Annotated in this window: 13 protein-coding genes and 1 pseudogene; 2 read left to right on the top strand and 12 right to left on the bottom strand. The window is 62.0% G+C overall.

Translation table 11 applies throughout. From position 1 onward, the window contains the following. From H7225_RS03135 to H7225_RS03090, 10 genes and pseudogenes are all read right to left on the bottom strand, one after another. A pseudogene (locus H7225_RS03135) lies at window positions 1–314 on the bottom strand (hypothetical protein); the annotation flags it as partial. 21 nt (window positions 315–335) lie between these two features. Next, window positions 336–1,406, bottom strand: coding sequence for an NAD(P)/FAD-dependent oxidoreductase (locus H7225_RS03130; protein WP_366481281.1), 1,071 nt, complete (start codon window positions 1,404–1,406; stop codon window positions 336–338). A 2-nt stretch (window positions 1,407–1,408) separates the two neighbouring features. Further along, window positions 1,409–1,732, bottom strand: a complete 324-nt coding sequence (gene fdxA, locus H7225_RS03125; RefSeq protein WP_290659328.1) for a ferredoxin FdxA — start codon at window positions 1,730–1,732, stop codon at window positions 1,409–1,411. A gap of 43 nt (window positions 1,733–1,775) precedes the next feature. Further along, entirely contained in the window at window positions 1,776–2,597 is an 822-nt protein-coding gene (cobA, locus tag H7225_RS03120) for a uroporphyrinogen-III C-methyltransferase (RefSeq protein ID WP_290659327.1), read from the bottom strand. Between the two features lie 7 nt (window positions 2,598–2,604). Beyond that, window positions 2,605–3,891, bottom strand: coding sequence for a GTP-binding protein (locus H7225_RS03115; protein ID WP_290659326.1), 1,287 nt, complete (start codon window positions 3,889–3,891; stop codon window positions 2,605–2,607). Beyond that, window positions 3,891–4,862, bottom strand: coding sequence for a sulfate adenylyltransferase subunit CysD (cysD, locus tag H7225_RS03110; RefSeq protein ID WP_290659325.1), 972 nt, complete (start codon window positions 4,860–4,862; stop codon window positions 3,891–3,893). Before cysD ends, H7225_RS03115 begins: the two co-directional genes overlap by 1 nt. A 29-nt stretch (window positions 4,863–4,891) precedes the next feature. Further along, window positions 4,892–5,662: a phosphoadenylyl-sulfate reductase gene (locus H7225_RS03105; protein ID WP_290659324.1), complete on the bottom strand. Its 771-nt coding sequence runs from the start codon at window positions 5,660–5,662 to the stop codon at window positions 4,892–4,894. Further along, window positions 5,659–6,144 (bottom strand): DUF934 domain-containing protein, encoded by a 486-nt coding sequence (locus H7225_RS03100; protein WP_290659323.1) that lies wholly within the window; start codon window positions 6,142–6,144, stop codon window positions 5,659–5,661. The genes H7225_RS03105 and H7225_RS03100 overlap by 4 nt, the downstream gene beginning before the upstream one ends. 2 nt (window positions 6,145–6,146) lie before the next feature. After that, on the bottom strand, window positions 6,147–7,847 hold the full coding sequence (locus H7225_RS03095; protein WP_290659322.1) for a nitrite/sulfite reductase: 1,701 nt from the start codon (window positions 7,845–7,847) through the stop codon (window positions 6,147–6,149). Window positions 7,848–7,895: 48 nt separating this feature from the next. Next, complete coding sequence (locus H7225_RS03090; protein ID WP_290659321.1) at window positions 7,896–8,939, bottom strand: sulfite exporter TauE/SafE family protein; 1,044 nt, start codon at window positions 8,937–8,939, stop codon at window positions 7,896–7,898. 32 nt (window positions 8,940–8,971) lie between these two features. Here H7225_RS03090 and H7225_RS03085 point away from each other — a divergent pair, with 32 nt between their 5' ends. Further along, complete coding sequence (locus tag H7225_RS03085; RefSeq protein WP_290659320.1) at window positions 8,972–9,913, top strand: patatin-like phospholipase family protein; 942 nt, start codon at window positions 8,972–8,974, stop codon at window positions 9,911–9,913. Between the two features lie 3 nt (window positions 9,914–9,916). On the opposite strand, the gene H7225_RS03080 is transcribed toward H7225_RS03085, so the two are convergent. Continuing rightward, window positions 9,917–10,390, bottom strand: coding sequence for a DUF192 domain-containing protein (locus H7225_RS03080; protein WP_290659319.1), 474 nt, complete (start codon window positions 10,388–10,390; stop codon window positions 9,917–9,919). Window positions 10,391–10,557: 167 nt separating this feature from the next. Here H7225_RS03080 and icd point away from each other — a divergent pair, with 167 nt between their 5' ends. Next, window positions 10,558–11,811 (top strand): NADP-dependent isocitrate dehydrogenase, encoded by a 1,254-nt coding sequence (gene icd, locus H7225_RS03075; RefSeq protein ID WP_290659318.1) that lies wholly within the window; start codon window positions 10,558–10,560, stop codon window positions 11,809–11,811. A 232-nt stretch (window positions 11,812–12,043) separates the two neighbouring features. Here the strand turns inward: icd and H7225_RS03070 are convergent, their stop codons facing one another. After that, on the bottom strand, window positions 12,044–12,901 hold the full coding sequence (locus H7225_RS03070; RefSeq protein WP_290659317.1) for a putative selenate ABC transporter substrate-binding protein: 858 nt from the start codon (window positions 12,899–12,901) through the stop codon (window positions 12,044–12,046). Window positions 12,902–12,925 lie beyond the last annotated feature (24 nt).

Here is a 12,925-nt window from a genome sequence, read left to right as displayed (position 1 = left end):
GCGTTGTACGAGTCGCTGATGCTGGCGTCCAGGCTGGTCAGGTCGGACAGGCGTTGCGCGCCGCTGTTCTTGAGCGCCGTGCTGGAAAAGGTTTGCGCCTGCATGGGCAATTGCCAGTCGGGTGTGTCACCAAAGCCGGTGATGCTGGCCTGGTTGACACGCGGGCTGGTGGCGTTGACGGTGACCGTGGGCAAGGCCTCGGATGGCTTGTCGGTTTGGGCGTTGGCAGCTGTGCCAATCGCGCAGACCAGTGAAGCGAACAGGGTGATTACCGTGCCACTGGGGCGGCACGCTTGATTTGTTTTTTGCAGCATGGGAGAACAGGAAGGGGGAAACTAGGCCAGGCCCAACCGCTGGTGCAGCAGGGTGCTGGTGGTGGTGTATTGAAGGTGTTGGGGCTGGTCGGGCCTGAGTTGCGCCACCGCGTGGTGTGCCGCCAGCGTGGCTTCGTGAAAGCCGCACAACAGCAGGCGTTTCTTGCCGGGGTAGGTGTTGATGTCGCCCACGGCGTAGATGCCGCTGACCGAGCTTTGAAAACTGTCGGGCGACACGCTGACCTGCTTGCGGTCAAGCTGTAAGCCCCAATCGACCAGCGGGCCGAGCTTGGGGCTCAGGCCCAGCCTGATCAGAAGGTGATCCAGGGGCAGGGCGTGGGTGGCGCCATCAGCGCCCAGCACTTGCAGTGCAGTCACTCGGCCGTCTTGCAGGTCGGCGCCCGAGGGCAGGCCCAGGGCCAGCTTGACCCGGCCTTGTGCGATCCAGGCGCGAACGCTGGCCTCCAGCGCGGGATCGGCCTGGAACTGGTCGCGGCGGTGCAGCAAAGTCAGGCTGGCGGGGCGGACTTCAAGGGGTGAGTCAATCAGGGCCGCCACGGTGGACAGGGCCTCTTCGCCACCACCAGCGATGACCAGGTGTTGAGCCGCCCAAGGTGCAGGAGCGGGCGCTTCAGGCAGGTAGAAATGCACATTGGCCGCGCCCTCCAGCGTTGCCACGTTCAAGCTGCGTGGCACGAAGGCGCCAGCACCTGCGGCCACGAACACGGCGCGGCAACGAAATTGCAAACCTTGCCTGGTGGCGATCTCGAAACCGCCGTCGGCCAATGGCTGGACGCTGGCGACCTGGTCGTTCAAATGCAGGTTGGCGATGTGACCGGATGCCAGGTTGCGCGTCAGAAATGGCTTGGCCTGGACCAGCAGCAGTTGCGCCAGTTCACGGCCAGTGCACACGGGCACGCCGGGCACGTCATAGATGGGCTTGTCGGGGTACAGCGCCACGCATTGGCCACCCGCTTCAGGCAGCGCGTCGATCACGTGGGTGTTCAGGCCCAGCAGGCCCAGCTGGAACACCTGGAACAGGCCCACCGGGCCTGCGCCAATGACGATGGTGTCGGTGTCGATCACCGCCACGATCAGCGGATCAGTTGATCCAGCTTGTCGGCCTTGTCTTTCCAGTCATCGGCGTCGGGCAAGGGTTGCTTGCGCTTGGTGATGCTGGGCCAGCCTTTGGCCAGGTCCGCGTTGATCTTGATGAACTGCTGCTGGTTGCCGGGCACGTCTTCTTCGGGAACGATGGCGTTGACCGGGCATTCGGGGATGCAGACGGCGCAATCGATGCATTCATCGGGATCGATGACGAGGAAGTTGGGACCTTCGCGGAAGCAGTCCACCGGGCACACGTCCACGCAGTCGGTGTATTTGCACTTGATGCAGGCTTCGGTGACGACGTGAGTCATGACGATCTCTTGTAAGTTGAATTTCGGAAATGAAGGTCGGATTTTACGGGTGCGCGCCAGCGTCCCCGCAAATCGGCAGATGGGTCAGGGGTTCGTCGGGCAGGGCAGTGGCCCCGGCGCCCACGATCACCAGGGTCGGGCGGCCTGCGTGCGTGCCGTTGGCTTGGTCCAGCGAGCCCACAGTGTGAACGGTGTGCCGCATGTCGGGCCAGCCAGCGCGAGAGACCACGCTGACGGCAGTATCCGCAGGCCAGCCGGCCTCCAGCAGGCCCTTTTGCAGCGGGTCGAGCTGGCGGCCAGCCATGTAGAAAACTTCGGTGTCGGCGCGCTGGCCGGGGCCCATGCCGCATTGCAGCTCGCCAGTGCGCGTCATGGCCGTGGTGAAGCTGACGCTGCGGCCAGTGCCACGCCGGGTCAGAGGGCGCTGGGTGGCGGCTGCGGCGGCCAGGGCTGAGGTCACGCCAGGCACCACCTCGCTGGCGATGCCAACGGCGCGCAGGGCATGGAGCTCTTCTTCCAGGCGGCCGAACAGGCTGGGGTCACCGCCTTTTAGCCGCACCACCAGGCCTTGATCACCATGGGCCGCACCCACGGCCAGGGAATGATCAACCAGCAACTGGTTGATGCGCGTCTGGCCATTGAAATCGCTGCCCGGCTTGCCGGAGAAGCCGCGCTTGCCCACGTCCACCCACATCGCCTGGGGGGCCAGGTCTTGCAGGGCCGCATCGGCCAGCGCATCGAACAGCACCACCTGGGCCTGGGCCAGCAAACGCGAGCCCTTCACCGTGATCAGGTCGGCCTCACCCGGCCCCGCGCCAATGAAGACGACGCGGGCGGCGATGGGCTTGGGGGCCTGTTGCAGCATGAGGCGGTCAGGCCGCCTTGACCAGCAGCGCGCCGCTGGTGCGGTTGGTGGTGGGATCGACCACGATCAGGGCGCCGCCAATGCGGTTGTCCAGGTAGGGCTCAACCGGCAGGGGCTGCTGCGTGTGGATCTGCACGCGGCCGATCTCGTTCACGGCCAGTTGATCCGCGTCGTGGTCTTCCAGGGTGTGGATGTCCATGCGGCTGTCGATGGCGGTGATGCGCGCCTGCACCCAGCGGTTGCCGTGGCGCACCCAGTACTTGCGGCCGACCACAGCGGGCTCGGTGTCCAGCCAGGCCAGCGTGGCGGTGAACTGGTCGGCGGGCTTGATGGCGCCGGGGGTGGCGAGCCAGTCACCGCGCGAAATATCGACTTGGCGGTCGAGCACAATGCCGGCCGATTGGCCCGCTTCGCCACGGGCGACCACTTCCGCGTTGTAGCGCACCTCGGCCACCACGGCAGTTTCACCGCTGGGGAAGGCTTGAACGGCGTCGCCTGCCTTGACCGAGCCGTGGGCGATGCGGCCCCAGAAGGTGCGCGGCTGGTGGCCGGTGCCTTCGCCCTCATTGCCACTGTCACGGGTCACGTACTGCACGGGTTGCAGCATGGCGCCATCGTGGCGTTCGTCGGTGGCGGGCAGGCATTCCAGCAGCTGCAGCAACGTTTGGCCGCTGTACCAGGGCCAGTTGGCGCTGGGGGTGGTCACGTTGTCGCCGCGCAGGGCCGACACGGGGATCACGCCCTTGACCTGGATGCCAGCTTGCTCAGCAAAAGCGCGCAGCGAGGCTGCAACGTTTTCGAAAGCCGTTTGCGTGTCTTGCTCGATGGCGTCCAGCTTGTTGATGGCGAACACGATGTTCGGCACGCGCAGCAGGTGGGCCAGCAGGCTGTGGCGGCGCGTTTGTGCCAGCAGGGGCACGGGCGAGGCCTTCCAGTCGATCTTGGTGATGTCCACCAACACCACGGCGGCATCACTGCCTGCGGCGGCCGTCACCATGTTGCGCGTGTACTGCTCATGGCCCGGGGCGTCGGCGATGATGAACTTGCGCGCTTTGGTGGCGAAGTAGCGGTAGGCCACGTCGATGGTGATGCCTTGCTCGCGCTCGGCTTCCAGGCCATCGGTCAGCAGCGACAGGTCGATGGGGGCACCAGCGGCGCGCTTTTCCAGCGCATCGAGCTGGTCGGCCAGGATGGCGCGGCTGTCGAACAGCAGGCGGCCGATCAGGGTGCTCTTGCCATCGTCCACGCTGCCTGCGGTCAGGAAGCGCAGGGCTTTGTGTTCAGGGGTACTCATCAGAAATAACCTTCTTTCTTGCGGCGTTCCATCGACGCTTCGGACGTGCGATCGTCCATGCGCGTGGCTCCGCGCTCGCTCACGGTCACGTGCAGGGTTTCGGCCACGATGTCGGCCGGGTTGGCAGCAATGCTTTCAACGGGGCAGGTGCAGGTCATGTCACCCACGGTGCGAAAGCGCACGTCCACCGTCTCAACGGTTTCGCCTTCCAACGGGGGCGTCACATCGGTCAGCGGCACCAGCAGGCCCTTGCGGCGCATCACCTGGCGGGCGTGCTTGAAGTAGATGTTGGGCAGTGGGATTTTTTCGCGCTCGATGTAGAGCCACACGTCCAGCTCGGTCCAGTTGCTGATCGGGAAGGCGCGGAAATGCTCGCCCGGTTTGATGCGGGTGTTGAACAGGTTCCACAGCTCAGGGCGCTGCTCTTTGGGCTGCCATTGGCCGAAGCTGTCGCGGTGGCTGAAGATGCGCTCTTTGGCACGGGCCTTTTCTTCGTCACGACGGGCCCCGCCCATCAGACAGTCAAAGCGGCCTTCTTCGATGGCCTCTAACAAGGTCACCGTTTGGTGGCCGTTGCGTGATTCCAGTGGGTAGGCCAGGCGCACGGTGCCCTTCTTGATGGACTCGTCCATGTGCGCCACGATCAGGCGCTCGCCCATCTCGGCAATGCGGCGGTCGCGGAACTCGATCACTTCGGGGAAGTTGTGGCCGGTGTCCACGTGCAGCAGTGGGAAGGGAAGCTTGCCTTCAAATTGGGAAGGAGAGCCGCCGCCTTCCTTCTTCATCTTGAAGGCTTTTTCAGCCAGGTGCAGCACCACGCACGAGTCCTTGCCGCTGGAGAACAGCAAAGCAGGGCGCTCAAACGCAGCGGCGACTTCGCGCAGGATGAAGATGGCTTCTTCTTCCAGCGCGTCCAGGTGGCGGTGGTCAACATCCGCCAGCAGTTGGTTCACATTCACGGGGGCATTCATATCGTGGTCTTGGGTTCTTTGGCAGGGGCTCAATTTGTCGGGCGGATGCTGGACACGAGCGGGGGCAGTTCTTCGGCCGCGCCTTCTTCGGCGTGGACGTGCAGGCCGCACTCCTTGGCTTTCTCGTCTTCCCACCACCAGCGGCCGGCGCGGAAGTCTTCGCCCACGGCGATGGCGCGCGTGCAGGGTGCGCAGCCGATGCTGGGCATGAACTCGTCGTGCAGTGGGTTGTAGGGAACCTTGTTAAGCGACACGTAGTGCCACACATCGCCCCAGGTCCACTCGGTCAGCGGGTTGAACTTGACACGGCCCTTGTCGTCCAGTTCGCGGATGGTGGCATCGGCACGATTGTTGGACTGTTCGCGGCGCAGGCCGGTGACCCAGGCAGTGCGGCTGGCCAGCATGCGGTTAAGGGGCTCCAGCTTGCGGATGCCACAGCAGCCTTTGCGCAGCTCGATGCTCTCGTACATGGCCTTCTCGCCGTTCTTTCGAACGAACTCGATGGCCACCTCAAGCACAGGCTGGTAGACCTCAACCTTCAAGTCGTAGGTCGACTCGATGGTGCCGATCATGGCCACGGTCTGTGGGTGCAGCATGCCGGTTTCAAGCGTGCCGATGGCGATGTCGATGTGGTGCCGGGCGATCAGGTCGGTGAGGATCATGTCCTCGACCCCCAGGCTGGTGGCCTGCACGACCTTGCCGGGGTGCTCGATCGCCGCTTCCTTGAGCAGCACCACCGTCGCGGCCAGCTTGGCTTCGAAGTCGGGGCTGGCCTTGGCATACAGGTCGATGGCGGTCATCTTGCGAACACCGGTTTGGTCTGTTGCACGTCGCCTTGGTAGTGGCCACGCGCGGCGAAGAAGCCGAGCGCACGCTCGGCGGCGGCACGTTCCTGGTCATGGCGCAACACCACGGCGTCCACGCCTGAGCGGGCCAGCAAGGGCATCATGTCGACCAGCACTTCGCCAGTCGCACGGATCTGGCCCGTGAATCGGTAGCGCGAGCGCAGGATGTGGGCTTGGCTGTAGGCGCGGCCGTCCACCCATTTTGGGAACTGCAGCACCACCAGCGACAGCTTGGTCACGTCGCACTCAAGCACTTCGATGTCGGCATCGTTGGGCAAGATCACGCCCACGGCCTTGTCGGCCGGCCATTGCTCGCGCACGGCGTGCCATTGGCCCAGCGTCAGCAGGCTGTGGTCTACCTTGGGTGGGTGAGAGATCGGGCCGTCTTCGCCGCCGGCCGTGCGCCACTGGTCGTGGTGGGTGTCAATGAATTTCATGGTCAGGCTGCTTTCTTCGCGGTCGAACGGCGCACGGCGTTGGCGGCATTTTTGAAGGGGTCCAGGCCCACGCGGGTGACCGTGTCGATGAACTTTTCGTTGGCCGCGCGCTGGCCTCGGTAAGTCTCGACCACGGCCTCGATCACGTCGGCCACTTCATCGGCGGCGAACGAGGGGCCGATGACCTTGCCGACGGTGCTCACGGGCGCGTGGCTGGAGCCATCCGAGCCGCCCAGGGTGATTTGGTACCACTCGCTGCCATCCTTGTCCACGCCCAGGATGCCGATGTGGCCGCTGTGGTGGTGGCCGCAGGAGTTGATGCAGCCGCTGATGTGCAGGTCGATCTCGCCGATGTCGTAGAGCTCGTCCAGGTCTTGGTAGCGTTCGATCAGTTCGTTGGCGATGGGGATGGAGCGCGCATTGGCCAGGGCGCAGAAGTCGCCGCCGGGGCAGGCGATCATGTCACTGAGCAGGCCGATGTTGGGTGCGGCAAAGCTGGCGTCGCGGGCGGCTTGCCACAGCGTGTAAAGGTCTTCTTCGCGCACCCAGGGCAGCACCAGGTTTTGGTCGTGCGTGACGCGCAACTCGCCTTGGCTGAATTGGTCGGCCAGGCCGGCGGCCTTGTCCATCTGGTCGTCGGTGGCGTCGCCTGGGGCCTGGCCCACGCGCTTGAGCGACAAGGTCACGGCCTTGTAGCCCTTGACCTTGTGGGCATGCGTGTTGCGCTCCAGCCATTTGGTGAAGGCCACGGGCGCATCGGCGGGGCCGCCATGGCCGGCGGCATCGTGCGCCACCACGCCTGCGGGCTGCACGAAGCTGGCCGACACGCGGTCCAGTTCAGCCTGGGGGATCAGGTGCGAGGCGCCATCGACGTCGCGCGTCAGGATCTGCTTGAACTCTTCTTCCACCTGGTCGAAGAACTTCTGGCCTTCGGCCTTGACCAGGATCTTGATGCGCGCCTTGTACATGTTGTCGCGGCGGCCATAGCGGTTGTAGACCCGCACGATGGCTTCGATGTAGATCAGGATCTGCTGCCAGGGGATGAATTCGCTGATGACGCTGGCGATGATGGGCGTGCGGCCCATGCCACCGCCGACCAGCACCTTGAAGCCGATTTCACCGGCGTCGTTGTGGCGCAGGTGCAGGCCGATGTCGTGCCAGTATGTGGCCGCGCGGTCTTCCTTGGCGCCATTGACGGCGATCTTGAACTTGCGCGGCAGGAAGGCGAATTCCGGGTGCAGGGTGGACCACTGGCGGATGACTTCGCAGTACGGGCGAGCATCGATGATTTCGTCAAAGGCCACACCCACGAAGGCGTCGCTGGTGATGTTGCGGATGCAGTTGCCCGACGTTTGGATGCCGTGCATGTTGACCTGGGCCAGCAGGTCCATCACGTCGGCGCTTTTGGTCAGCGGGATCCAGTTGTATTGCAGGTTCTGGCGCGTGGTGAAGTGCGCATAGCTGCGGTCGTATTCGCGCGAGATTTTGGCCAACTGGCGCAATTGCACGCTCGACACCTCGCCGTAAGGCACGGCCACGCGCAGCATGGGCGCATGGCGTTGCACGTACCAGCCGTTTTGCAGGCGCAGCGGACGGAACTCTTCGTCGCTGAGCTTGCCGGCCAGGTTGCGGTCCAGCTGGTCGCGGAACTGCGCCGCGCGTTGGCGGACAAATTGTTTGTCAAATTCGGTGTACTGATACATGGTTCATCGCCTGTGAGCAAAATGCTGACGCGGATTCAATTTGTCGATTTAATTGAATGCCTTGTATATATTATAAACGCTGATCACCGAGATCACCGTGCCCACCATCGCCAACAAAACACGGGCGTTCAAGCGCCTGGTCAGCAAGGCGGCAAAGGGTGCGGCAAACAGGCCACCTACTACCAGGCCTGCAACGATGGGCCAAGGGCCTTCTCCCACCAGGATGGCGAAAACTATCGCACTCACGAAGGTCAAAAAGAACTCCGCCAGGTTGACCGACCCAATGGTGGTGCGGGGATCTTGCCCGGTGCCCACGAGGGTGGTCGTCACGACGGGGCCCCAGCCGCCGCCGCCCACGGCATCCACAAACCCGCCAAACAAGCCCAACTTGGCCACGTGTTTGGGTGCTTTTTTGTTGGCCTTGATGGTTTTGAATACCTTGCTGATGATATACAGGCCCATGCAAAACAAATAAGCCGCGACATAAGGCTTTATAATGTTTCCGTCTATCGATGAAACCGTCCATGCGCCTAAAATGGCGCCAATCATGCCGGGAATCAGCAATCTAAGAAACAGATTCTTGTTGACGTTCCCCAATTTAACATGTGATATGCCCGAGATACCCGTGGTGAATACTTCGGCGATGTGCACGCTGGCACTGGCCACGGCGGGTGATGCGCCCGATGCCAGCAAGAACGAGGTTGACGTGATGCCGTAGGCCATGCCGAGCGCGCCATCCACAGTTTGGGCCAGCAGGCCAACCGCCGCAGCCTTCCAGAAAGTGTCGCCACGGAGCGTTTCCAGAATCAGCTCAGTGCCAGAGCGCCCGTTGGCCGGGTTGAAAAGACGTGAAGCCAGGTAGCACAAGATGGCCACCAGCAGGAAAACAACCGCCCACACGGCGATTCTGAGAACCGGATGATTGGAGGGGTGTGATACATCGTCCTCGACAGGCGGCAGGCCAAGCGCTTCGTGCTCGGCATTGATCGCGTTGTCGGTCAGGTCAAGGTTTCTGATTTTCATGGGGGGACGTGAGGAACGACTAAGCTGCTTGGTTGACCACGCAGCCTGTACAACCAGGGCCCACTCCAAGAATGGCCAAAGTCTAAAAAGATCCTATATAAATGAGAAGAACATTTTACGACATTGCTTATTTCGATTCGATCTATCGAACAAAGGCGCTCCTCTCCATCGTCTTGACGGCGGTGCTGGCAGGCTGCGCTACGCGCCATGTTGAGCCACCGCAGCCTGCGGTCGTTCTCCATGCGCCGGTGGCCAAGCCTGCGCCCAGGCTGCCCAAAATCGGTTTGGCCCTGGGCGGCGGCGCGGCGCGTGGTTTTGCCCACATCGGCGTGCTGCAGGTGCTGGAAGAGCAGGGCATCAAGCCAGATCTGGTGGTGGGCACCTCGGCCGGTAGCGTGGTGGCAGCCCTCTACGCCGCCGGCAAAACCCCGGCCGAACTCGAATCCATGGCCATGACGCTGGACGAATCCACCATGACCGATTGGGTGTTTCCGGGCCGTTCAGTGATGAAAGGCGAGGCGCTGGCCAAGTTCGTGCGCGGCTTCACCGGCGGGCGGCAGATTGAGCAGATGGCGATTCCTTTGGGCATCGTCGCCACCGACCTGAACTCCGGGCAGCCTATACTTTTCAGGCGTGGCGACCCGGGGACGGCGGTGAGGGCCTCCAGCTCGGTGCCGGCGGTCTTCACGCCCGTGCGCATTGCCGGACGTGAGTACGTGGACGGTGGCCTGGTCTCGCCCATCCCGGTGAAATACGCCCGCCAGATGGGCGCCGACCTGGTGATCGCGGTAGACATTTCCGCCGTTCCGGAAGGCCAGCCGACCAAAGGCGCGGTGGACATCCTGTTGCAAACCTTCAATATCATGGGCCACAGCATCAGCCAGTACGAACTGCAGGATGCTGACGTGGTGATGCGGCCCAGGCTGTCGGGCATCGGCAGTGGCGATTTTGGCAATCGCCGCCTTTCCATCCTGGCTGGGCGAGAGGCCGCCTTGAGCGTGCTTCAGCAACTCAAGGAAAAGATCGCGGCCAAGACGCGCTGATGACTACTTGGGGGTGCCGAAGGGCTGGCCCGTCACCTTGATGCCCGGTTTCAGACCGCGCTTGCTGAACCAGCCCGTGTTCATTTCCAGCACGTAGCGCACGGGCTTGGTCGAGCAATGCGGGTCGAGTGTTTCGGGCTTCATCTCGTCTAGGTTGACGATGGTGCCGTCGTCGGCAATGAAGGCCACTGCCAATGGGATCAGCGTGTGCTTCATCCAGAAGCACTGCTGACCAGCCCGCTCGAAAACGAAGATCATGCCGTCATTGGGCCCCATGCTGGTGCGGTGCATCAAACCAATTTCGTGCTGCTGCGGGGTCAAGGCCACCTCGGCCTTGATGTTGTGGAAAGTGATGCCCAGCATCACGGTGGGCAATTGTTGCGGCCCATCCTGGGCTTGCACTGGCACGCATGTCAGGGCGGTGACCCAAAGGGCTGCGGCAGCCCGTCGGGCCGTGGTCTTCAAGAGATCGGTCATCAAAATGGTGTCCTTGTTGGCGCGCAGCATGCACTGAAAAAACACTGGCTTGCGAGTTGCTTCTTTTTAACTTGCCAGCCAGGGGGCTCGCGTAGAATTCTCAGGACACGTTGCCGACATCCATGGCAGCGTTTTAACGGAAACGCCAAACGCGGAGACGACAAATCATGTTCCAGCACATCAAGGTGCCCGAAGGTGGGCAAAAAATTTCGGTCAACCCGGACTTTTCGCTCAATGTTCCCCACAACCCCATCATTCCCTACATCGAGGGCGACGGCACGGGCTTGGACATCACGCCGGTGATGATCAAGGTCGTGGATGCGGCCGTTGAGAAATCGTATGGCGGTCAGCGCAAGATCCATTGGATGGAGATCTACGCTGGCGAGAAATCAACCCGGGTTTATGGCCCCGACGTGTGGTTGCCCGAAGAAACACTGAAGGTCCTCAAGGACTACGTGGTGTCGATCAAGGGCCCGCTGACCACGCCCGTGGGCGGTGGCATCCGTTCCTTGAACGTGGCGCTGCGCCAAGAACTCGACCTGTACGTCTGTCTGCGCCCGGTCACCTATTTCAAGGGCGTGCCTTCGCCCGTGAAAGAGCCGCACAAGATCGACATGGTGATCTTCCGCGAGAACTCGGAAGACATCTACGCCGGCATCGAATTCGAAGCCAAGAGCGACAAGGCCAAGAAGCTGATCGCTTTCCTGCAGACCGAGTTTGGCGTCAAGAAGATCCGTTTCCCGGAAACTTCCGGCATCGGCATCAAGCCCGTGACCACCGAGGGCACCGAGCGCCTGATGCGCAAGGCCTTGCAGTACGCCATCGACAATGACAAGCCCAGCGTGACCATCGTGCACAAGGGCAACATCATGAAGTACACCGAAGGTGGCTTCCGCGATTGGAGCTATGCATTGGCCCAGCGCGAATTCGGCGCTGAGTTGATCGACGGCGGCCCGTGGATGAAGCTCAAAAACCCGAAGACGGGCAAAGACATCATCGTCAAGGATGCCATCGCCGACGCCTTCTTGCAGCAGATCCTGTTGCGTCCTTCCGAGTACAGCGTGATCGCCACGTTGAACCTGAACGGCGACTACATCTCTGACGCGCTGGCTGCGCAGGTGGGTGGCATCGGCATCGCGCCCGGCGCCAACCTGTCGGACTCGGTGGCCATGTTCGAAGCCACCCACGGCACGGCACCCAAGTACGCCGGCAAGGACTACGTGAACCCCGGTTCCGAAATCCTGTCGGCCGAAATGATGCTGCGCCACATGGGCTGGTTCGAGGCGGCTGACCTGATCATCTCGTCGATGGAGAAATCCATCCTGAGCAAGAAGGTGACGTATGACTTTGCGCGCTTGCTGGAAGGCGCGACGCAGGTGTCGTGTTCAGGGTTTGGTCAGGTGATGATCGACCACATGTGATCTAGTTCCACCGCGTCTCATGCAGGCCCACGAACTCTTCAAAATTCGTGGGCCTTTTGTTTTTTCGGACACGCCTTGCAAACGTCGATTTAGAGGGAATTGGAGGTGGATCTGGCGCGAGAAGATGACAGCCCTTCCCCCATTTACTCCATAAGGAATTGCAGTTATCCCTAGAGTGCCATGAAACCTTGCCACTGCGGCCTTGATGCCGGATCAGGCTTCGACAAAGCCTTTATTTGAGCAGTCCGGTTGAGCGACCGACTTGTTCAATCACGGCGAAGTCTTCAACCTTGGCAGGCACGAATTTCTTGGCGCCTTGCAGATCCAGAATGGCCTTTTCTTCCGGCTTGGTGGCATCCAGCGTCAAGAAGGCATCGGCGAATTTCTGAACCATGGCGGCTGGCAGGTCTTTGCGCACAGCCCAGACGTAGTCAACAAAGGGTGGCGTTGTCCAGATCACCTTTACCTTGGCTTTGTCGAACTTGTCGTTGGTCAACATGCGCTTCCATACCTCGATGTTCAGCGCACCGACCTGAACCTTGCCAGATTCGACCATCTTCACGGTGGCGTCATGGGCGCCGCTGTAGATCGGCGCGCCTGCAAAGTCCTTGTCCGCATTGATGTTGAAATTGGTGCTCAGGAAGTACCTGGGGAAGAGGTGACCCGATGTGGAGCTTTTGGAGCCAAACGAGAAGCTCTTGCCGCGCATCTCTTCGGGCTTGTTGATCCCGGCCGCCGTGTTGGCGATGAACACGCTTTGGAACTCGCGGTCGATGTCGCGCATCACGACGGGCTTGGCGCCGGCCATCACCTTGGCCTGAACGAAGGTGAAGCCGCCGAGCCATGCAAAATCGATCTTGCCTGCGGCCAGTGCCGACACGGCTGCGCCGTAGTCGATCACCGGCACGTAGACCACTTTCACGCCCAGGTGCTTTTGAAGGTGGTCAACCAGCGGCTGGTACTTGCGCGACAGCTCGGTGGGGTTCTCGTCAGGGATGCCGGAGACGCGGATCACGTCTTCAGCGTGGGCGGCCAGGGTGAACAGTGAGGCCAGGACAATGGTACACAGGCGAGTCGCTCGTTTGAACATGTTGGGATTCCTTGGTGATGCTGC

The sequence above is a fragment of the Aquabacterium sp. genome, assembly GCF_014378415.1.
Taxonomy (GTDB): Bacteria; Pseudomonadota; Gammaproteobacteria; order Burkholderiales; family Burkholderiaceae_C; genus Aquabacterium.
This window is presented reverse-complemented; position numbering and strand designations above follow the sequence as displayed.